The organism is Arthrobacter sp. N1, from assembly GCF_048288285.1.
Taxonomy (GTDB): domain Bacteria; phylum Actinomycetota; class Actinomycetes; order Actinomycetales; family Micrococcaceae; genus Arthrobacter_D.
The window spans coordinates 902,607-923,070 of sequence record NZ_CP102608.1; the positions used below are offsets into that span (position 1 = coordinate 902,607).

The window sequence follows — 20,464 nt, forward strand, 5'->3', positions numbered from 1 at the left end:
ACTGGGCGCAGTAGCATCGCTGCATGACCACGCCGGCCACCGATGCCACCTCCGCCGTCACCTCCGCTGCCGTCTCCGACCCGTCGACCGGGCAGTCCCCGCACGCGCCCCGGCCCGCCAGCGGCATCAATGTCACCCTGCGGTCGGGACCCGCCACCGTCGTCGTCGCGAGCCTGGCGGCGGCCCTGCGCTCCTACGAGTACGACGGCGTCGCGCTGACGGAGACCTGGGGCGATGCCGACATCCCGGCCGGAGGCGGCGGGATCCTCCTCGCGCCCTGGCCGAACCGCGTGGCGGGCGGGCGCTGGATGCTGGACGGGAAGGAGCAGCGGCTCGACATCACGGAGCCCTCGAAGGGCAACGCGAGCCATGGGCTGCTCCGCAACACCGGCTACCGGGCGGTGGACGTCGGGCCGTCCAGGGCCGTCCTCGAAGCGGAGATCTTCCCGCAGCACGGGTATCCGTTCCACCTGATGCACCGCGCCACCTACGAGCTGACGGAGGAGCAGCTGACCGTGACCCAGCACCTGAGCAACCTCTCGGCCGCCCCTGCTCCCTTCGCACTCGGAGCGCATCCCTACCTGAAGATCTCCGGCGTACCCACCGAGGACCTGACGCTGACGGTGCGCGCGGACAGCCGGTTCGAGACCGACGAGCGATCCATCCCCACGGGCAAGGTCGCCGTCGCCGGCCAGTACGACCTGCGGCAGGGGCAGCGCATCGGCGACATCCGCTTCGACACCGCCTTCACCGACCTCGCACCCACGCGGGAGCGTCATGAGCATGTGCTCTCGGCTCCCGACGGCCGCAGCGTCACCCTCTGGGCCGAGGCCGCCTTCGCCTACGCTCACGTGTACATCAGCACCAGCTACCCGGGCGTGGACACGGCCGTGGCGATCGAGCCCATGACGGCACCGGCCGATGCGCTCAACTCGGGCGAGGGTCTCCGGTGGCTGCAGCCGGGTGCCTCCTTCGCCGCTTCATGGGGCATACTGCCAGGTCTCGAATAGGGGAGGGGCCGGCCTTCTATGGAAGGATTGGCCCCATGCAGCGCCTCCCCGGAGCGAAACCACAGCGCGTGCTCCAGCGTGCTGTGAGCCGCGGCGCTGCGGCACTGCCCGAGCCCCTGCCGCAGCCTCCCACCGGGCTGCGTCCCCGGCGTGTCGAGGACCGGAGCGACGTCCCCTTCGCCCTCCGCGTCGCCGCCTCCTGGTCCTGGCGCCTCGGGCTCGTGATCCTCGTGGCAGGAGTGCTCATCTTCCTGCTGAGCCAGGTCTCCCTGCTTGTCATACCCCTCATGATCGCGGGTCTGGTCGCGGCACTCCTGATGCCGCTGACGAACATCCTGCGGCGTCGGCTGCCGAACGGACTGGCCGTCGGCGCGACACTGGTCACCTTCTTCGGTGTGATCACCGGTGCGCTGCTGCTCGTCGGCCAGCAGCTCGCCGTCGGGTTCGCCAGCCTGTGGAGCCAGGCGCGGGAAGGTCTCCAGCAGACGCTCGACAGCCTGGCCCAGGGTCCGCTCCGGCTCACCACGTCGCAGATCGACCAGTACCTCCAGGACCTCGGCGGTGCCGTGCAGAACAACAGTGCCTCGATCCTCAGCGGCGCCCTGTCCTTCGGCACGACCGCGGGGCACGTTGCGGCGGGGACCCTGCTCACCGTGTTCGCCCTGATCTTCTTCCTGCTCGACGGCGGTCGTATCTGGCGGTTCGTCGTCGGGCTCGCGCCCTCGAGGGCCCGCGCAGCCGTGGACGGCGCGGGCCGCCGCGGTTGGACGTCGATGGCGAGCTACGTCCGCGTGCAGATGCTCGTCGCGGCCGTCGACGCCGTCGGGATCGGGGTCGGCGCAGCCATCATCGGTGTCCCGCTCGCCCTGCCGCTCGGGGTGCTGGTCTTCCTCGGCTCCTTCATCCCGATCGTCGGCGCGCTCGCCACGGGATCCGTCGCCGTCCTGCTCGCGCTGGTGGCGAACGGCTGGGTGAACGCGCTGATCATGCTGGCCATCGTGCTGCTCGTGCAGCAGGTGGAGGGCCACATCCTGCAGCCCCTCATCATGGGACCCGCCGTCGCGCTCCACCCGCTCGCCGTCGTCCTCGCGGTGGCCGGAGGGACGCTGCTCGCAGGGATCCCCGGTGCGCTGTTCTCCGTGCCGGTCCTCGCGGTGCTGAACACGTCCGTCCGCTACATCGCGCACCGGGCCTGGGAGTACGATCCGGTCGTGACGGTGGAGGGCGGACCGTACACCGGTGGATCCGGGATTAGGGAGCCGGCGACGGCGGGGCACGAGAGCCCCGCAGCGCCGGCCAGCACCCCGGATCCCCGCGCCTCCGTGGCGCCCCTCCTCCAGGAAGAGACCGCACCGTGACCGACCAGACCGTCGCCCTCCGCACGAGCACCCCGGGTTCGCCCGACCCCACCCACGCCGGCAGCGCCGTCCGCACCCACCCCGACCCCGCCGTCCCGGCCCTCTCGGTCACGCTCGCTGACGTCGAGGCGGCCCACCGCACGCTCGACGGCGTCATCGCGCGTACACCCATCGAGCAGTCACGCGCGCTCGGACGGCTGACCGGGTCCACGGTGTCCTTCAAGTGCGAGAACCTGCAGCGCGCCGGATCCTTCAAGGTCCGCGGCGCCTACAACCGGATGGCGAAGCTGACCGAGGCCGAGCGAGCCCGCGGCGTGGTCGCCGCCTCGGCCGGTAACCACGCGCAGGGCGTGGCGGTGGCCGCCGCCCGCCTGGGCATCTCCGCACGGATCTACATGCCGCTCGGCGTCGCCCTGCCGAAGCTGGCGGCGACCCGCGGGCACGGCGCTGAGGTGATCCTGCACGGCCACACGGTGGACGAGGCGCTCGCCGAGGCGAAGAGGTACGCGGACTCCACCGGCGCCGTGTTCGTGCACCCGTTCGACAATGTCGACGTCGTGGCGGGTCAGGGCACCATCGGGCTCGAGATCCTCGAGCAGGTGCCCGACGTCGACACGATCCTCATGGGTGTCGGTGGCGGCGGACTGCTGGCCGGCGTCGCCGTGGCCGTCAAGGCGCGGGCGAAGGAACTGGGCCGCGAGATCCGCATCATCGGTGTCCAGGCGGAGAACGCGGCGGCGTATCCGCCGTCCCTCGCGGCGGACGCGCTCGTCCCGCTCACCAAGGTCTCCACGATCGCCGACGGCATCGCCGTCGGCCGGCCGGGCCAGCTGCCGTTCTCGATCATCCGCGAACTCGTCGACGACGTCGTCACCGTCAGCGAGGACTCCCTGGCCCGCGCCCTGATCTTCCTGCTGGAGCGCTCCAAGATGGTCGTCGAGCCGGCCGGAGCCGTGGGCGTGGCGGCCCTGCTCGACGGCAAGCTGACCGAGGACGGAGCCGATCCGGGGAACACCGTCGTCGTGCTCTCGGGCGGCAACATCGACCCGATGCTGATGCTCAAGGTCATCCAGCGCGGACTCGCGGCGGCGGGACGCTTCCTCGTGGTGCGCATGCTGCTCGACGACCGGCCGGGATCCCTGGCCACCATCTCGCGCATCATCGCCGAATCGGATGCGAACGTGACCGGCGTGGACCACACGCGCGTGGGCGGGTCGATCAGTATGGGCGACGTCGCCATCACCATCAACATGGAGACCAAGGGCGACGAGCACTGCGAGCAGGTCCTCAGCAACCTGCGCGCCGAAGGCTTCCAGCCGGTGGTCATCCAGGGCTGATCGACGGCACCATGACACTCCTCGCGCGTCGCGCCCGTACGGGCCTGATCACCGTTCTCGGACTCGTCGGCGTCATGTGGGCCGTGTTCTTCCTGAATCTCCTGCTCGGCAACCGTCTCGTGCGGACGCTCGGGATCGGACCACGCGAGGTGGACGGACTCGACGGCGTCGTCTTCGGCCCGTTGCTGCACGGCGGCGTGGAGCACCTCGCGAGCAATTCCTTCCCGCTCGTGGTGCTCGGCTTCCTGGCCTTCCTCGAGGGCGCGCGGCGTTTCGTGGTCGCGGTCGGGATCAGCTGGCTCGTCTCGGGCCTCGGCACGTGGGTGTTCGGCGGGGGACTGACCATCGGTGCGTCCGGCGTCGTCTTCGGCCTGTTCACCTACCTGATCACGCGCGGCTTCTACAACCGGGACTGGAGGCAGCTCCTGCTCGCCGTCGTCCTCTTCATCGCCTACGGGTCCATCCTGTGGGGCGTCCTGCCGACCGTCGGCTCGAACATCTCGTGGCAGGCGCACCTGTCCGGGGCCGTCGGCGGGGTGATCGCGGCCTTCCTGCTCAAACGGAAGCGGCCCGCCCCGGTGGGGACGGACCGCTTCGCGTCGGACCTGTAGCGCGCGGGGATCAGCCGGCGTACGGGGTCGCGGAGATGATCTCGACGGTGATCTGCTTGCCGTTCGGCGCGGCGTAGGTGACGGTGTCGCCGGCCTTGGTGCCCTGGATCGCGGCACCCAGCGGGGACTTCTCGCTGTACACGTCGATATCGGTGTCGCCTGCGACCTCGCGGCTTCCGAGCAGGAAGTTCTCGACGTCGCCCGCGATCTTGGCGGAGACCATCATGCCGGGCTCCACGATGCCGTCGTCGGCAGGCGCCTCGCCGACGTGCGCGTCGTTGAGGAGTTGCGTGAGCTGGCGGATCCGGGCCTCGGACTTGCCCTGCTCCTCCTTGGCGGCGTGGTATCCGCCGTTCTCCTTGAGATCGCCCTCGGAGCGGGCCTGCTCGATGCGGGCCACGATCTCGGTGCGCCCGGGACCGGACAGGTATTCGAGTTCGGCCTTGAGCCGGTCGTAGGACTCCTGCGTGAGCCAGGCGGCGGCGCTGTTCGTGGACACGGATAACTCCTTAGGTACGGCCTCCGCCTGGTGCGGCGTGGCTCATGGTCGCTCCGCCGGCGGTGACACGGGGTCACCGCCCGGCAAGCAAACACCCCGCCTCGTGGGACCGGTTGCCCGGTACGCCGGTGAAGCGGGGCGATACGTATCCGTCCATTCTAGAGCGGGGCGGGCTAGAACCCAAGAAGTGCCGGTCTCTAGCTCAGTCCTCGACGACCCAGCAGGCGTTGACGCCACCGGAGACGCCCGGCGAATCCGTCCGCACGTCCGTCCGGTGCGCCGTGGTGCCGCCGCCGTTGGCGCCGTCGTCCGCGCTGTTCGGTCCGATGGTCACGACCGTCCAGCCGACCACCGCATAGTTCTCACTGAGGACCTGCACCGCGCACTGGGCCGTGGCCGCGCGGTCCTTGGTGACCTCGAAGTCCACGCTGGCCCGTCCGTCGCCGATCAGGGCGAACCCCACATCCTTGGAGGACACCTCGGGGCTACCCGTCGTCAGGGCGACGGCGGCGACGGCCGCCACGGCGGCGAGGAGCACGGCGACGACCAGCGTCCGCACGCGGCCGAGGGGTTTCCTCGGCTTTGGGGTGCCGTAGCGATTGGCTACTCTTGGTGGTGGCGCATAGGAGGAGCTCACCCCTCCATTTTACCGCCCACCGATGGCGTCCCGATCCGGTCGCCGTCCCACTCGCAGAGCCAGGAGCACGTGTTGCCAAGCCACGATCAATCCCGTGTGTCCCGCGAGGGCTTCCGCCTCCTCGCGGTCCATGCCCACCCCGACGACGAATCGAGCAAGGGTGCGGCCACCATGGCCGGCTATGTCGCAGCAGGTGCGGAGGTCATGGTCGCCACCTGCACGGGTGGCGAGCGGGGGGACATCCTGAACGCCGCCATGAACGACGATCCGCGCGGCAAGCGGGATCTGCCCGGGCTGCGACGGGTCGAGATGGCGAACGCCGCCGCGGAGCTCGGCATCCGGCAGGGCTGGCTGGGATTCACGGACTCAGGCCTGCCCGAGGGGGATCCGCTGCCGGACCTGCCGTTCGGGTGCTTCGCACTCCAGCCCCTCGAGCGTGCCGCGGCGCCTCTGGTGAAGCTGGTCCGCGAGTTCCGCCCGCACGTGATCATCAGCTACGACGAGAACGGCGGGTACCCGCACCCCGACCACATCATGGCGCACCGTGTCGCCGTGGAGGCGTTCGAGGCCGCGGCGGATCCCGCCCGCTATCCGGGGACCGGTGAGGCGTGGGGCACGTCCAAGCTGTACTACGACCGCGCCTTCAACCCCGAGCGTTTCCGAGCGCTGCACTTCGCGCTGGAGGAGGCCGGGCTGCAGTCGCCGTACGCGGAACGCCTGGCGCAGTGGCTCGAGGCCGACGCCGAGGGCCACCAGCCCCCCGTCCCCGTCCACCCCACCACCACGCAGATCGACTGCGGCGACTACTTCGGTCACCGGGAGCGGGCCCTGCTGGCCCATCGCACGCAGGTGGATCCTGAGGGCTTCTTCTTCGCCGTGTCGGTCGAGATGCAGCAGAAGGTGTGGCCCTGGGAGGACTATTCGCTGATCACCTCGAGGGTGGAGACGCAGCTGCCCGAGGACGACTTCTTCACCGGCATCACCGCCGGCTCCTAGGCCCCGCAGAATTTCTATCGAGCGTAGAATTGCAGGCGGCGGATCACCCCGGCCCGCTGCGAGCTCCGAAAGTGGTACCTGTGTTCCTTGATCTCCGCCTGGCCGCGACGACCACGCCCTCGGGCGACCCGACCCTGCGGCCGGGGCTCGACCCCGCGTCGGTGACCCCGGGTACCCTCGGCTTCCTCGCGACCCTGTTCATCGTGGTGCTGGTGATCTTCCTGATCCGGGACATGGTCAAGCGCATCCGCCGCGTGCGCTATGCCGCAGAGGTGGAGCAGGCGCGCGCGGAGCGCACCGGACGCACCGGACGCACCGGACGCACCGGACGCACCGGTGATCGTCCTGCAGAGCCGGGTCCGTCGTCGACCACCGACGGACCTGGCGACGGGCCCGCCGGTGGAGCTGCGGGACCTGCCGGCGGATCCTCGGAGCGCCGGGACGGGCCGGACCGGCCGATGCCCGGCGGGAAGCACGGCCCCGACCGCCAGGGGTAGTGGCGGTCAGCCCCCGACCGGCTGCAGGACGGCGCGCATGATCGCGATGAAGTGCGCCGCGAAGGCTGCGACGGTGAAGGCGTGGAACAGCTCGTGGAATCCGAAGACCCGCAACGAGAAGTTGGGTCGCTTGATGCCGTAGAACACCGCTCCTGCGATGTAGAGGGCACCGCCCACGCAGATCAGGATCCCGGCCGCGAGGTCGGCGGCGAAGAAATCCGGCATGTAGAAGACCGAGCCGAGCCCCAGTGCCACGTAGATCGGCACGTACAGCCAGCGGGGTGCGTCCACCCACAGATTCCTGAAGAGGACCCCGGCGATCGCCCCGCTCCAGATGATCCACAGCAGCATCTCGGCCTTGCCGCGTTCCAGCAGCGCCCACGCGAGCGGCGTGTAGGACCCGGCGATGACCAGCATGATGTTCGTGTGGTCCAGTCGCTTGAGGACCACCCTCACCCCGGGGCTCCAGTTGCCGCGGTGGTAGACAGCGCTCACGCCGAAGAGCAGGATGCCCGTCAGCGCGTAGATGCCGGATGCCACCTTCAGCCCTGGCGTCGGTGCGAGGGTGATCAGCACGATCCCGGCGGCGATCGCCAGCGGAGTGGCGACGGCGTGGATCCAGCCCCGCCACAGCGGCTTGGTCGCCAGGGCATCGGCGAGCGGACCGGTCACCGAGGCGACGGTGTCCTGCAGGGTCGAGGGACGCGCATCGACGGGTTCCGAGGGGCCTGGGGCAGGGACCGGAGGGCGCGGGGTCATCCCCGGATTCTAGCCCACCGCGCATGATGCCACCCGGCGGTAGCCCTGCCCGCGGCCCCCACGCTCGGCAGGAATGCAGCCCTTTGTCAGCCAACTGCCGGTACGGTAGGGACAGGTGCGCGGGGCGGATTCGTCCTGCGGGATGTGCAGCCTCCGGCCGGACCGGAGCGGGACCAGGGGAGGGCAGCCGGGCGTGACGTGGAACTTCCCCGAGGTCGGCTACAGCTTCTACGAGCGCAGGCTCCAGCGGAACCTCGCTCCCGAGCGGATCCCGCACCACATCGGCGTCATGGTGGACGGCAACCGGCGCTGGGCCAAGCTCGCGGGGGCTCCGACCAGTCACGGGCACCAGGCCGGGGCGGACAAGATCCACGAGTTCCTCGGCTGGTGCGAGGAACTCGGAGTCGACGTGGTGACGCTCTACATGCTGTCCACGGACAACATGGGCCGCCCCCAGGAGGAGATCGACCAGCTCCTGGACATCATCGCCAACACGCTGGACCGCCTCGGCGAGAGCAATCGTGTCCGCGTGCAGCCCGTGGGAGCGCTCGACCTCCTGCCCGAGGACCTCGGCGCGAAGCTGGTGAGCCTGGCGGCCTCCACCGCGACCATCGACGGCCTGCACGTGAACGTCGCCGTCGGCTATGGGGGGCGGCGTGAGATCGTGGATGCCGTCAAGGAACTCATGCGCGACGCCGCGGGCAAGGGGGCCTCGCTCGAGACCCTGGCCGAGGAACTGACCGACCAGCACATCTCCTCCTTCCTCTACACGCGCGGCCAGCAGGATCCGGACCTCGTGATCCGGACGTCGGGCGAGCAGCGCCTGTCCGGATTCCTGATGTGGCAGAGCGCCTACAGCGAGTTCTACTTCTGCGAGGCGCTGTGGCCGGATTTCCGGCGCGTCGACTTCCTCCGGGCCCTGCGGGATTTCGGTCGCCGGCAGCGCCGCTTCGGATCCTAGTGTTCACCGGGTCTTGACCTCCGACACGCTGGACAGGACCTGTGTCACGCGGCTCGACGGCGTAGGGTCGAGCCATCGACGGCAGCCCAGAACCGTCGACGGAAGGCCGCTGATGACGCCGACGATGCTGACAGGCATCTCGTACGAGTCGGGGAGGCCGCGTCCGGCCTCCGGGCCGGAACGCACCTCCTCAACCCTACGAATTCGGGGTGTGCCCACCCCGGAGCGGAGTCCACGTGGCCACACCGATCACCTCCCAGCAGGACCCCACCACCGGTACCGCCGCGCACGTGGCGCATGACACCGGCTCCGCTTCCACCTCACGCCGGAGCTACGTCATCGACACTTCTGTCCTGCTCTCGGATCCCCGCGCGGTCCTGCGGTTCGCCGAGCACGAGGTGATCCTGCCCGTCGTCGTCATCAGTGAGCTCGAGGGCAAGCGGCACGATCCGGAGCTGGGGTACTTCGCGCGGAAGGCGCTGCGCCTGCTCGACGATCTGCGCGTCGCGAACGGCGGTCTCGACCGGGACGTGCCCCTCGGCGACGAGGGCGGCACGCTGCGTGTCGAGCTGAACCATGTCTCGGCGGAGGTCCTGCCCGTGGGGTTCCGCAGCGGGGACAACGATGCCCGGATCCTCGCCGTGGCGAAGAACCTGTCCGTGGAGGGAAGGGCCGTCACCGTCGTCTCCAAGGATCTGCCGATGCGGGTCAAGGCGTCCGCGATGGGTCTGCAGGCCGACGAGTACCGCAACGAGTTCGTGAAGGACTCCGGCTGGACCGGCGTCGCCGATCTCGACGCGACCGTCGAGGAGGTCAATGCCCTGTACGACCACGAGGCCGTCTTCGTGCCGGCCGGCGCCGAGCAGCCGGTCAACACGGGTGTCATCATGCTCTCGCCGCGCGGCTCCGCACTGGGGCGCGTGGGTGCGGACAAGCAGATCCGGCTGGTCCGCGGCGACCGCGACGTCTTCGGGCTGCACGGACGGTCCGCGGAACAGCGCCTGGCGATCGACCTGCTCATGGATCCGGACGTGGGGATCGTCTCCCTCGGTGGCCGCGCGGGAACCGGAAAGTCCGCCCTGGCCCTGTGTGCAGGCCTCGAAGCGGTCCTGGAGCGTCGGGAACACCGCAAGGTGGTGGTCTTCCGGCCGCTCTACGCCGTGGGCGGCCAGGAACTCGGTCACCTGCCCGGGAGCGAGAACGAGAAGATGAACCCCTGGGCGCAGGCGGTCTTCGACACGCTCGGGGCCCTCGTGTCCCAGGAGGTCGTCGAGGAGGTCATGGACCGCGGGATGCTGGAGGTGCTGCCGCTCACGCACATCCGCGGACGCAGCCTGCACGACTCCTTCGTGATCGTCGACGAGGCGCAGTCACTCGAGAAGAACGTGCTGCTCACCGTCATGAGCCGCATCGGGCAGAACTCCAAAATCGTCCTGACGCACGACGTCGCCCAGCGGGACAACCTGCGCGTCGGCCGGCACGACGGCATCGCCGCCGTCGTGGAGACGCTCAAGGGGCACCCGCTCTTCGGCCATGTCACCCTGACGCGATCCGAGCGCTCGCCGATCGCGGCCCTCGTGACGGAACTCCTCGAGGGCGCCGAGATCTAGATGGTGGCGGGGCGGGCCTCTTGTCCACAAGGGTGCGGGCAGGGGGCGACGCCGTCTGGGGTCCCGTAGCGTGGGGGCGTGATCACCGCACTCGCCGCGTATCCGGGGGACGCGCCCGTCGCCTTCGGGCTGCTGGTCGCGGCGCTCACCGCCTTCGTGGTCGTCGGCGTGCGCCTGAGCGTGATCGACGGCCGCACGCACCGGCTCCCGAACGGCATCGTCCTGCCGTCCTACCCCGCGGCGGCCCTCCTGCTCTCAGCGGCCGGTGGGAGCGCGGGTGAGTGGCACCGGGTGCTCGGCATGCTCGGCGGGGCGGCCGTGCTCTGGCTGGCCTTCGGGGCGCTGCACCTGCTGTACCGGCAGGGACTGGGGTTCGGCGACGTCAAGCTGGCCGGGTTGCTCGGTCTCTACCTGGGTTTTGCGGGCTGGGCGGCGGTGTGGTGGGGTCCGTTCCTCGCGCTCCTCCTCGGGGGCGCGTGGAGCCTTGTCCTCGTGGTCACCCGGAGGGCCACGCTGCGCTCCTCGGTGGCCTTCGGTCCGTTCCTCGTCGCGGGTGCGGCGCTCGCGCTGGCTGTACTACCCTGACAGCCGTGCCCACTCCAGACTTCGTCCTCGCCCTCCGCAGCAAGATCGGCCATGATCCGCTCTGGCTCCCCGGCGTGGGCGGCGTGGTGTTCGACGGCGACGGCCGGGTCCTCCTCGGTCAGCGCGCCGACAACCGGGCGTGGACCATCATCACGGGCATGGTGGATCCGGGGGAGGAACCCGCCGTCGCCCTGCGCCGCGAGGTCGAGGAGGAGACGGGGGTCCTCGTGGAGGTGGAGCACCTGCTGGACACCGGCGTCGTCGGGCCCATCACGTTCCCGAACGGGGACGTCTGCACCTTCCTGAACCTCGACTTCCGGTGCCGAGCGATCGGCGGGGAGGCGCGCGTCAACGACGATGAGTCACTCGACGTGCGGTGGTTCCACCTCGACGACCTGCCGGACCTCAATCCGAGGCACAGGGCCCTCGTCCTGGGCGCCGGGGACTTCGATGGCCGAACCCGGTTCGTGTCCTGATGAGGCGGCGCCGCCTCATGCGTGTCAGGGGTCCGAGCGGTGGGGCGGGCCCGCCGGGTCCGTGAGCGGGGCAGGAGCATCCGGTACCTCCGGCCCGTGCGGTGCGGTGGTTCTCGACGCCGCCACCCCCGCCAGTCGCTCACGCTCGAGCCGGACGGCCTCCTCGCCGCCGATGGCCTCGCCGCGGGCCACCATGCCCGAGGTCGCGGACAGCGGGACCTCCCGCAGCAGGAGCGCCAGGACCAGGGCGATCACGAGGAACGGCACGAGGTAGAGGAACACCGGCGCCAGGGACTCCGCGTAGTCGCTGACCACCGCGTTGCGCACCTGGTCGGGCAGGGCGTTCAGGGCCGCGGGATCGAGGGTCGACGTCGCCTGGCCGGCCGCCTCCGGGCTCGCGCCGAACGCTGAGAACGTCCCGTTCAGGCGCTCGGACAGCCTGCTGGTGAAGATCGCGCCGAAGACGGCGACGCCGAGGGACGCGCCGACCTCGCGGAAGTAGTTGTTCGTGCTGGTCGCGACACCCACCATGGTGGGTGCCACCGAGTTCTGCACGACGAGGACGATCACCTGCATGATGAGGCCGAGTCCGGCGCCGAAGAAGAACAGCATGGTGCAGATGATCCAGATCGGTGTGCTCGCGGTCAGCGTGGACATCCAGAGCAGCGTGGCAAGGGTCACGGAGACGCCGATGATGGGGTACTTCCGGTACCGCCCGGAGCGCGAGATGGCGATGCCCGAGTAGATGGACGTGCCCATGAGGCCCACGATCATCGGCACGAGGAGCAGCCCCGAGACGGCGGCCGAGGTGCCGGACGCCATCTGCAGGAAGGTGGGCATGAACGCGAGGGCGGCGAACATCCCGAGACCGAGCGTCAGGCCGATGCCCGTGCTGGTCACGAAGGTACGGTTCCGGAAGAGTTCCAGCGGGATGATCGGGTCCTCGGCGCGGCGCTCCACCAGCACGAAGGCCACGACGGCGATGACCAGGCCGGCACCGAAGGTCCAGGTGAGCGGCGACGTCCAGCCCTCGGCGGCGTCGCCGCCGAAGTCGGTGAAGAAGATGAGGCACGTGGTGGCGAGGGACAGCAGGACGACGCCGGCGATGTCGATGCGCTTGGTGGCCTTCTTCGACGGCAGGCGCAGCGTGAACCAGGCGATCGCGAAGGCCGCGATCCCCACGGGGATGTTGATGTAGAAGGCCCAGTTCCACGTGAGGTGGTCCACGAAGTACCCGCCGAGCAGGGGGCCGGCGATGGCGCTGAGGCCGAAGATGCCGCCGAGGGGGCCCATGTACTTGCCGCGCTCGTTGGCCGGGACGATGTCCGCGATGATCGCCTGAGAGAGGATCATCAGTCCGCCGCCGCCGAGGCCCTGGATGGCGCGGAAGATCACGAAGGCCCAGAAATCGGTGGCGAAGGCGCACGCGATGGAGGCGACCGTGAACAGCGCGATGGCGAAGAGGAAGAGGTTCCGGCGACCGAGGATGTCGCCGAACTTGCCGTAGATGGGCATCACGATCGTGGTGGCGAGGAGATACGCCGTGGTGATCCACACCTGGTGTTCCACGCCGCCGAGCTGGCCGACGATGGTCGGCATGGCGGTGGAGACGATGGTCTGGTCGAGGCTGGAGAGCAGCATTCCGGCGATGAGCGCCGAGAAGATGATCCAGATGCGCTTCTGCGTCAGGAGGAGGGGGCCGTCCGGCGCCGTCGTCGTACTCATGCGGGGTCCTGGTTCTCGATCGGTTGGAGGGGGAAGAGATGGCGCAACGCATCGATGTTCCGGCGGAACACCGTCGCGTAGGTGTGGGTGTTGCCCTCGGCGAAGAACTCGTCGAGGGACCGGCGGGCGAGCCCGCCGAGGACGAAGGTGGCCACGCGGGGCATCGGATGGTCCGCGGGCAGGCCCTCCCGCTCGACGATGACATCGGTCAGGAGCTGGGCCTTGGCCTCGGCCCGGGCGAACATCCTCGCGAGGAGTTGCGGTTCGCGCTGCAGGACGGCGGACAGGGTGCGGTACTCCTCGCGGGAGATGGCCATCCTGTCCCCGAAGTCCGAGAAGAGGAGCGTCAGGGCCTCCAGCAACGGCACGGGCGGTTCGGCGCCGCCCGACGCCAGGAAGGATTCGAGGAGTGCCTCCTCCGGCCGGCCGTCCTCGGAATGACCGAGGACGGCGTCCTCCTTGGCGGGGAAGTAGTTGAAGAATGTGCGGCGCGAGATACCCACCCGCTCGCACAACTGGTCGACGGTGAATCCCGTGAGCCCGTTCTCGAGCGTCAGCGCCCTGGCCTCCGAGACCAGGGCGGACCGGGTCTGGAGGCGCTTGCGTTCACGCAGTCCCGGTTCCGTGGTTGTTGCACTGTCAGGCACGGAGTACATATTTGCACTATGTAGTTCAAGGTGCAAATCATTGCGGGACAGGGAAGGGGTGCACCGCAGCAGCGGCGCACCCCTTCGATGGAAGCTCCGGGATCAGCCCTGGGGCGGGCGGGTCATCGAGAGCACGTCGAGGGCGGAGTCGAGCTGCTCCTCCGTGAGCTCGCCCCGCTCGACGAAGCCGAGGGCGATGACCGCCTCGCGGACGGTCAGGCCCTCGGCCACGGCCTTCTTGGCGATCTTCGCTGCATTCTCGTAGCCGATGTACTTGTTCAGCGGCGTCACGATCGACGGTGAGGCCTCTGCGAGGAACCGGGCCCGTTCGACGTTCGCGGTGATGCCGTCGATCATGCGGTCGGCGGAGACCCGCGTGGAGTTGCTGAGCAGGCGGATCGACTCGAGGACGTTGCGGGCGATCACGGGGATGCCGACGTTGAGCTCGAAGGCGCCGTTGGTCCCCGACCACGCGACGGTGGCGTCGTTGCCGACCACCTGGGCGCAGACCATGATGACCGCTTCGGCGATGACGGGATTGACCTTGCCCGGCATGATCGAGGAACCGGGCTGCAGGTCGGGGAGGGCGATCTCACCGAGGCCCGTGTTCGGACCCGAGCCGAGCCAGCGGAGGTCGTTGTGGATCTTGGTCAGTGAGACCGCGATCGTCCGCAGCATCCCCGAGATCTCGACGAGGGAGTCGCGGTTCGCCTGGGCCTCGAAGTGGTCGCGGGCCTCGGTCAGGGGGAGACCGGTGTCCTCGGCGAGCAGGTCGATCACGCGGGCCGAGAAGCCTGCGGGGGTGTTGATGCCCGTGCCGACGGCTGTCCCGCCGAGCGGCACCTCGGCCACGCGCGCGAGCGAGGCGTGGATGCGCTCGATCCCGTAGCGGACCTGCGCGGCGTAGCCGCCGAACTCTTGCCCGAGCGTCACCGGGGTGGCGTCCATGAGGTGGGTCCGGCCGGACTTCACGACGGTGCTGAACTCGGCGGCCTTTCGCTCGAGCGCCTCGGCGAGATGCGTGAGCGCCGGGACCAGGTCCTTGACGAGTGCGGAGGTGGCGGCCACGTGGACCGAGGTGGGGAAGACGTCGTTGGAGGACTGGGACGCGTTGACGTGGTCGTTCGGGTGGACCGTCGTCGTGCTGCCCGCGGCCTCGAGCGCGCGGGTCGCGAGCGTCGCGATGACCTCGTTGGCGTTCATGTTCGAGGACGTGCCGGAGCCGGTCTGGTAGATGTCCACCGGGAAGTCGCCGTCGTACCGGCCCGACGCCACGTCCTCGGCGGCAGCCTCGATGGCCCTGGCGCGCTCCTCGTCGAGCACACCGAGCTCGGCGTTGGCCGTGGCGGCGGCCTTCTTGATACGGGCCAGCGCCTCGATGTGCGCACGCTCCAGGGTGGTGCCGGAGATGGGGAAGTTCTCGACGGCGCGCTGCGTCTGGGCGCGGTAGAGGGCATTGACCGGGACGCGCACCTCACCCATGGTGTCGTGCTCGATGCGGTACTCCACGGCATCCTCCGTACCCGGCGTCGCGCCGGTCGGGGAGCTGGGATCAGGACTGGCTGCAGGCGTTGGAGTCATGCCGCAATTCTCGCCGTTCGCGTTACGGTGCGCCAAATCCCGACACGAGCACGGCCTTGCCCTCGTCGAGGCGGTAGGAGACGCCGATGACGGCCACCTCTCCCCGCCCCACGGCATCGGCGATCACCCGGGAACTGTCCACGAGACGCTGTGTGGTCTGCTTCGTGTGCTCGATGACCGTCTCGTTGAGGTCCGTCACCCCGTCGCGCCGCGCGGTGAGCACCGAGGGTGTGATCCGCTCCACGAGGTCACGCAGGAACCCGGTGGGCATCTCTCCCGAGTCGACGGCCTGCATGGTGGCCGTCACCGCGCCGCAGCTGTCATGGCCCAGGACCACGATCAGCGGCACGCCGAGCACGCTCACGCTGTACTCGAGCGAGCCGAGGACGGCGTCGTCGATCACCTGGCCCGCGGTCCGCACCACGAAGACGTCACCGAGACCGAGGTCGAAGATGATCTCGGCGGCGAGGCGCGAATCGGAGCAGCCGAAGATCACCGCGAACGGGTTCTGCGTGTTCACCAGGGCCGTGCGGCGGGACGCGTCCTGGTTGGGATGCGAGACGTCCGAGGCGACGAAGCGGTCGTTGCCCGCCTGGAGGCGGGACCAGGCGGCGGCGGGGGTCAGTTGCTGGGTCACGCGCCCACTGTACTGTCCGCCCCTCGAGGCGGTGCGCTCAGGACCCGTCCGAGTCCGAAGATGACAGCCGTTCGGCCTCCTCGACGGCATTCCGCCGCACGTCGTCGATCACGGCCTCGCCCATGGTGTCGAACTCCGTGAGCGACGCCTCGCCGTTGAGGATGACGGTGGACCCGTCGATCTCCGAGGTCAGCACGCTGTCGCCGTTGGGGGCGTCGAGCAGCTCCCAGTCGAGTCCACCGATGGTCCGGGTGCCCGAGACCTGGGCGTCGCCGATCCGCTGGGCGGTCCATGTCGGGTTGGCATCGTCCGTCTGGGTGAGCTGGATGAACCCCGTGTCGGAGGTCAGGAAGCCGACCTCCCAGAAGTCGACGCCGTCGCTCCTGCCGGTGACCCAGCGCGCGTAGTTGGAGGACCAGCCCTCGGGGAGATCAGGAGAGGCCGGCAGATAGCCGGCGTCCCCGGCAGCCTGGCGGGCGATCGTGCTCACATCGATGTCCCGCTTGTAGGTCTCGGCCGTGTACGTCGGGTTGAGGAAGTAGACGGGGAGCACGACGGCGATGGTCGCGCCCGTGGCGATCAGCATCCCGCGCGCGGACGAGCTGGCACGCTTGGCCTGGTTCGGGGTGAGGGTGATGGGCGGTGCGTCGTCGTTCAGCTCCGCCTCGAGGCGCGCCTCGTCGGCCGCCCGCCGCGCACGGTCGGCGGCGCCGTCCTGTCCCTCGACCGGACCGTTCCCGGCCCCGGTGATGTCCCGTTCCCCGCCCTGAGTGCTCACCGATCCATTTTCGCTGATGCGGAGCGCCCCGCCTAACCGGCCGCCGCGTCCCGAGGTGCACGTATCCACCGTCACAGGGTGGGAGGCACGGGGCCCGCCTATGATGGCACCACGGAACAGGCACGCCTGCGCGCTGCCGAGCCACCTTCGACGATGAGGATAGACGTGTCCCAGAACGCGACCAATGCCCAGTATTCGACGCTGTCACCGGCCCTGGCGGTCGGGGACGACGAGCCTGACCGGAACCTCGCCCTCGAACTCGTCCGCGTCACGGAGGCCGCCGCCATCGCCGGTGGGCACTGGGTGGGCTTCGGCGACAAGAACCTGGCCGACGGCGCCGCCGTGGACGCCATGCGCTCCCTCCTGCAGACCGTGCACTTCAACGGGATCGTCGTCATCGGCGAGGGCGAGAAGGACGAGGCGCCGATGCTGTTCAACGGCGAACGCGTCGGGGACGGCAGCGGGCCGGAGTGCGACGTCGCCGTCGACCCGATCGACGGCACCCGCCTGACGGCGCTCGGCATCAACAACGCGCTCGCGGTCCTCGCCGTGGCCGAGCGGGGCTCCATGTTCGATCCCTCGGCGGTCTTCTACATGGAGAAGCTCGTGACGGGTCCGGAGGCGGCCGACATGGTGGACCTGCGCCTGCCGGTCAAGCAGAACCTGCATCTCATCGCGAAGGCGAACAACAAGAAGGTCAGCCAGCTCAACGTCATGATCCTGGACCGCGACCGGCACAAGCCTCTCGTCGAGGAGATCCGCGCTGCGGGGGCGCGGACGAAGTTCATCATGGACGGCGACGTCGCCGGCGCCATCGCTGCGGCCCGGGAGGGCACCGACGTCGACGCCCTGATGGGGATCGGCGGCACGCCCGAGGGTATCGTCGCGGCCTGCGCCATCAAGTCCCTGGGCGGCGTCATCCAGGGCCGGCTCTGGCCCACCAGCGATGACGAGAAGCAGAAGGCGCTCGACGCCGGCCACGACCTGGACCGTGTGCTGTCCACCAACGACCTCGTCACGAGCGACAACTGCTACTTCGCCGCCACGGGTATCACCGACGGCGACCTGCTGCGCGGGGTGCGCTACAGCAAGGACAAGGTGCTGACGCAGTCGATGGTCATGCGCTCGAAGTCCGGGACCATCCGCGTGGTGGACGGCGAGCACCAGGCGCACAAGTGGGAGACCTACGCCCGCGTCAGGGACTGAGGCGCGGCCCCCGGGCCGGGCCGACTACGCCGCCGCGCCGCTATAGGCTGATCGGATGAGCCTTTCCGTCACGCCCTGCTCCGACCCCGATCTCTGGGACGCCACCGTCGACCGCCTCGGGGGACACCCGCAGCAGCTGTGGGGATGGGGCCGGACCAAGGCGGCGCACGGGTGGAGCGCGGACCGCGTGCTCGTCGCCGAGGGCGGCGAGGTGATCGCTGCGGCGCAGCTGGTCCTGAAGAAGCTGCCCGTGCCGCTGCACAGCCTCGCGTACATCCCCCGCGGCCCAGCGACGGCCGAGGGGCGGGGTGTGGAGGTGCTCCAGGCCGTGGCGGGATACGTCCGTGCCGCGCACCGGTCCGTGGCGCTCTCCGTGGAACCGGACTGGGACGCCGACAGCGAGGTGATGCGTGGCCTGGCCGCCGCAGGGTGGAGGAGCAGCACCAACACCATCCTCATCGGGCGCACTCTGATCCTCGACCTGTCGCACACCGAGGACGAGCTGCTGGCCGGGATGTCCAAGAAGCACCGGCAGTACATCCGGAAGTCCGGGCGCGAGGGCCTCGACATCCGGCGGGTCGGCCGCGGCGAGCTCGGTGCCTGCCTCGACGTCTACCGGCTGACCGCACAGCGCGCCGGCTTCGGCATCCACGAGGACTCCTACTATCTGGACATCTTCGACAACCTCGGCGACGCCTCGCCGGTCTACGCCGCGTTCCGGGGCGAGGACGTCGTCGCGTTCCTCTGGATCTCCGCGAGCTCCACGACGAGCTTCGAGCTCTACGGCGGCATGACCGACGAGGGGGAGCGGCTCCGCGCCAACTATGCGCTCAAGTGGTTCGCCATCCAGGCGATGAAGGCCCGCGGCGTGACGCGCTACGACTTCAACGGGCTGCTCAACGACGGCGTATCGCGGTTCAAGATGGGCTGGGCGGGTCACGAGAACCAGCTCGCGGGCACCTGGGACCTGCCGCTCTCGCCCTTCTACCCCGTCTTCAGCCGCGCCCTGCCGCTCGCCAAGCGAGGCATGCAGGTGGGGCGGCGCCAGGCGTCTCGAGCGCTGGAAGCGGTCCGCAAGGTCCGGGCCGGGCGCTAGGAGCAGGGACCTCCGCGCCACCACGCGTGTCATCCATTGACGTCGCGGACACGCAGGAGCAGGATGCACCCAGAGAACTGGGCCTCATCCGGGAGGTGTCGTGCGTCGACGGGCCTGCATCGTGCTGGTGATCCTTCTGGCGTGCGCGGGATGCGGGTTGTTCACGCCGGCACCACCGGTGGTGGAGGGCCCCCGGCTGCGGTCGGTCGACGGGGGGCCGGGCTACTACGCCGGGTTCGCCCCGACCCTGCCGACGTCCCCCGAGTACTTCCCGGTCGCGGTGTGGCTGGAGAGCGTCGTCGAGCCGGGCGATGTGCAGCTCGACCGCCAGATGGGCATCAACACCTATGCAGGGCTCACCACCAACTCCGACCTGGGACAGGTGGAGCGGGAGGGTTCCTTCGCCCTGACCGGCTGGACGGCATCGGGGGCGTCCGGGTTCATGCTCACGGACGAAGCGGACATGTGGGCCGGGGCAGGATCAGCCCCGTGGAGCGGCATGTACCCGGGAGAGGGTGACATCTGCGTGCCTGCATCCTCGTCCTGCGGCTTCACGGTCCAGGAGTCCCTCGCCGGGACGGCGCCGCCCGGCATGCTGGTGTACACGAACTACGGCAAGGGCGTGACCTTCTGGCAGTCGGACAGCGACGCGGGACGGTTCGTCAACGAGTTCCAGGACGTGGTGTCGGCGGACAACTACTGGTTCACGGATCCGTTCATCTGCGGCCCGTCGGAAGGGGGCGCAGCGCTCAACGGTGGCCAGCCCCTTCCCGCCGAGGAGTGCCGCAGCGCAGCCAACTACGGCTGGACGATCGACCGGATGCGCGAGCTGGTGGAACCTGAAGGCAGCCGCCCGGTCTGGGCGCTGGTCGAGGTGGGGCATCCGTTCCAGGAGCCGGCCGGCGGTTCGATCGAGGGGCCGGAGATCAGGGCCGCAGTGTGGAGCAGCATCATCCATGGTGCCCGGGGGATCGTGTACTTCAACCACAGCTTCGGTGGCGACTGCACCACCCAACACGTGCTGAGGGGACCCTGCGGGGACACCGTCCGGCCCTGGGTCGAGGGCATCAACGCCCAGATCGCACTGCTCGCGCCCGTCCTCAACGCCCCGTTCGCCGACGGGGTCGCTGCAAGCAGCCAGGACGTCGACCTCGCGACGAAGCTCCATGACGGCGCCCTCTTCGTCCTGGCGGCCTCCACGGGGGACGGAGCCCAGGAGGTCACGATCGATGTCGCCTGCAGCGGTGCGCTCACCGCCGTGGTCATCGGTGAGGAACGGAGCGTCCCCGTGACGGACGGCGCGATCCGCGACGTCTTCACCGATGCCAACGCGGTACACCTCTACGAGCTCGTGGGCGGAGATACCTGCGGCCTCGGCGACGGATCATGACGACGCCGGGGCACCTAGTCAAGCCCTGCGTTCGGGTCTACATTTGGTTCCACTTCAGGTAGTAGATG

Annotated in this window: 21 protein-coding genes; 13 read left to right on the forward strand and 8 right to left on the reverse strand. The window is 69.6% G+C overall.

Annotation, left to right across the window (positions count from 1 at the left end):
* Nucleotides 1–23: 23 nt before the first annotated feature.
* The 4 genes from NVV32_RS04200 to NVV32_RS04215 are packed head-to-tail and all read left to right on the forward strand — an operon-like array spanning nucleotide 24 to nucleotide 4,316.
* Nucleotides 24–1,010 (forward strand): aldose 1-epimerase family protein, encoded by a 987-nt coding sequence (locus NVV32_RS04200; protein WP_422391487.1) that lies wholly within the window; start codon nucleotides 24–26, stop codon nucleotides 1,008–1,010.
* A 35-nt stretch (nucleotides 1,011–1,045) separates the two neighbouring features.
* Entirely contained in the window at nucleotides 1,046–2,368 is a 1,323-nt protein-coding gene (locus NVV32_RS04205) for an AI-2E family transporter (protein ID WP_422391488.1), read from the forward strand.
* Nucleotides 2,365–3,705 (forward strand): threonine ammonia-lyase, encoded by a 1,341-nt coding sequence (ilvA, locus tag NVV32_RS04210; protein WP_422391489.1) that lies wholly within the window; start codon nucleotides 2,365–2,367, stop codon nucleotides 3,703–3,705. Before NVV32_RS04205 ends, ilvA begins: the two co-directional genes overlap by 4 nt.
* An 11-nt stretch (nucleotides 3,706–3,716) precedes the next feature.
* Nucleotides 3,717–4,316, forward strand: coding sequence for a rhomboid family intramembrane serine protease (locus NVV32_RS04215; RefSeq protein WP_422391490.1), 600 nt, complete (start codon nucleotides 3,717–3,719; stop codon nucleotides 4,314–4,316).
* A gap of 10 nt (nucleotides 4,317–4,326) precedes the next feature.
* Here the strand turns inward: NVV32_RS04215 and greA are convergent, their stop codons facing one another.
* On the reverse strand, nucleotides 4,327–4,815 hold the full coding sequence (gene greA / locus NVV32_RS04220) for a transcription elongation factor GreA (protein WP_422391491.1): 489 nt from the start codon (nucleotides 4,813–4,815) through the stop codon (nucleotides 4,327–4,329).
* Between the two features lie 202 nt (nucleotides 4,816–5,017).
* Nucleotides 5,018–5,452: a DUF4307 domain-containing protein gene (locus tag NVV32_RS04225; protein ID WP_235498739.1), complete on the reverse strand. Its 435-nt coding sequence runs from the start codon at nucleotides 5,450–5,452 to the stop codon at nucleotides 5,018–5,020.
* Between the two features lie 72 nt (nucleotides 5,453–5,524).
* Between NVV32_RS04225 and mca the strand changes: the two genes are divergently transcribed.
* Together mca and NVV32_RS04235 are read left to right on the forward strand one after the other, a co-directional pair.
* A complete protein-coding gene (gene mca / locus NVV32_RS04230; protein WP_422391492.1) occupies nucleotides 5,525–6,448 on the forward strand; it encodes a mycothiol conjugate amidase Mca in 924 nt (307 codons plus the stop codon).
* 80 nt (nucleotides 6,449–6,528) lie between these two features.
* The gene (locus NVV32_RS04235; protein ID WP_422391493.1) at nucleotides 6,529–6,945 is read left to right on the forward strand and encodes a hypothetical protein; all 417 of its coding nucleotides are present in this window, start codon (nucleotides 6,529–6,531) and stop codon (nucleotides 6,943–6,945) included.
* Nucleotides 6,946–6,951: 6 nt separating this feature from the next.
* Here the strand turns inward: NVV32_RS04235 and trhA are convergent, their stop codons facing one another.
* The gene (trhA, locus tag NVV32_RS04240; RefSeq protein WP_082471416.1) at nucleotides 6,952–7,704 is read right to left on the reverse strand and encodes a PAQR family membrane homeostasis protein TrhA; all 753 of its coding nucleotides are present in this window, start codon (nucleotides 7,702–7,704) and stop codon (nucleotides 6,952–6,954) included.
* A gap of 193 nt (nucleotides 7,705–7,897) precedes the next feature.
* Between trhA and NVV32_RS04245 the strand changes: the two genes are divergently transcribed.
* The 4 genes from NVV32_RS04245 to NVV32_RS04260 all read left to right on the forward strand — a co-directional run bounded on the left by NVV32_RS04245 (nucleotide 7,898) and on the right by NVV32_RS04260 (nucleotide 11,336).
* Nucleotides 7,898–8,665 carry an isoprenyl transferase gene (locus NVV32_RS04245; protein WP_055770156.1) on the forward strand — a complete coding sequence of 256 codons (768 nt, stop codon included), beginning with the start codon at nucleotides 7,898–7,900 and terminating at the stop codon, nucleotides 8,663–8,665.
* Nucleotides 8,666–8,955: 290 nt separating this feature from the next.
* Nucleotides 8,956–10,275 (forward strand): PhoH family protein, encoded by a 1,320-nt coding sequence (locus NVV32_RS04250; RefSeq protein WP_422391994.1) that lies wholly within the window; start codon nucleotides 8,956–8,958, stop codon nucleotides 10,273–10,275.
* 78 nt (nucleotides 10,276–10,353) lie between these two features.
* Complete coding sequence (locus NVV32_RS04255) at nucleotides 10,354–10,860, forward strand: prepilin peptidase (protein ID WP_422391494.1); 507 nt, start codon at nucleotides 10,354–10,356, stop codon at nucleotides 10,858–10,860.
* 5 nt (nucleotides 10,861–10,865) lie between these two features.
* Nucleotides 10,866–11,336: an NUDIX hydrolase gene (locus NVV32_RS04260; RefSeq protein WP_055770165.1), complete on the forward strand. Its 471-nt coding sequence runs from the start codon at nucleotides 10,866–10,868 to the stop codon at nucleotides 11,334–11,336.
* Nucleotides 11,337–11,360: 24 nt separating this feature from the next.
* Here NVV32_RS04260 and NVV32_RS04265 read toward each other — a convergent pair whose 3' ends face one another.
* The 5 genes from NVV32_RS04265 to NVV32_RS04285 all read right to left on the reverse strand — a co-directional run bounded on the left by NVV32_RS04265 (nucleotide 11,361) and on the right by NVV32_RS04285 (nucleotide 16,704).
* The gene (locus tag NVV32_RS04265) at nucleotides 11,361–13,061 is read right to left on the reverse strand and encodes an MDR family MFS transporter (protein ID WP_422391495.1); all 1,701 of its coding nucleotides are present in this window, start codon (nucleotides 13,059–13,061) and stop codon (nucleotides 11,361–11,363) included.
* The gene (locus NVV32_RS04270) at nucleotides 13,058–13,717 is read right to left on the reverse strand and encodes a TetR family transcriptional regulator (RefSeq protein WP_422391496.1); all 660 of its coding nucleotides are present in this window, start codon (nucleotides 13,715–13,717) and stop codon (nucleotides 13,058–13,060) included. Before NVV32_RS04270 ends, NVV32_RS04265 begins: the two co-directional genes overlap by 4 nt.
* Before the next feature lie 93 nt (nucleotides 13,718–13,810).
* The gene (locus NVV32_RS04275) at nucleotides 13,811–15,190 is read right to left on the reverse strand and encodes a class II fumarate hydratase (protein ID WP_422391995.1); all 1,380 of its coding nucleotides are present in this window, start codon (nucleotides 15,188–15,190) and stop codon (nucleotides 13,811–13,813) included.
* Nucleotides 15,191–15,311: 121 nt separating this feature from the next.
* Entirely contained in the window at nucleotides 15,312–15,926 is a 615-nt protein-coding gene (locus NVV32_RS04280) for a carbonic anhydrase (RefSeq protein ID WP_055770173.1), read from the reverse strand.
* A gap of 37 nt (nucleotides 15,927–15,963) precedes the next feature.
* Entirely contained in the window at nucleotides 15,964–16,704 is a 741-nt protein-coding gene (locus NVV32_RS04285; protein ID WP_422391497.1) for a DUF4245 domain-containing protein, read from the reverse strand.
* 153 nt (nucleotides 16,705–16,857) lie between these two features.
* Between NVV32_RS04285 and glpX the strand changes: the two genes are divergently transcribed.
* The 3 genes from glpX (at nucleotide 16,858) to NVV32_RS04300 (ending at nucleotide 20,396) form a co-directional block, all read left to right on the forward strand.
* Nucleotides 16,858–17,910 (forward strand): class II fructose-bisphosphatase, encoded by a 1,053-nt coding sequence (gene glpX / locus NVV32_RS04290; RefSeq protein ID WP_055770177.1) that lies wholly within the window; start codon nucleotides 16,858–16,860, stop codon nucleotides 17,908–17,910.
* A 55-nt stretch (nucleotides 17,911–17,965) separates the two neighbouring features.
* Nucleotides 17,966–19,006, forward strand: a complete 1,041-nt coding sequence (locus NVV32_RS04295) for a lipid II:glycine glycyltransferase FemX (RefSeq protein WP_422391498.1) — start codon at nucleotides 17,966–17,968, stop codon at nucleotides 19,004–19,006.
* A 127-nt stretch (nucleotides 19,007–19,133) separates the two neighbouring features.
* Entirely contained in the window at nucleotides 19,134–20,396 is a 1,263-nt protein-coding gene (locus NVV32_RS04300; protein ID WP_422391499.1) for a hypothetical protein, read from the forward strand.
* The last annotated feature ends 68 nt before the right edge of the window (nucleotides 20,397–20,464 follow it).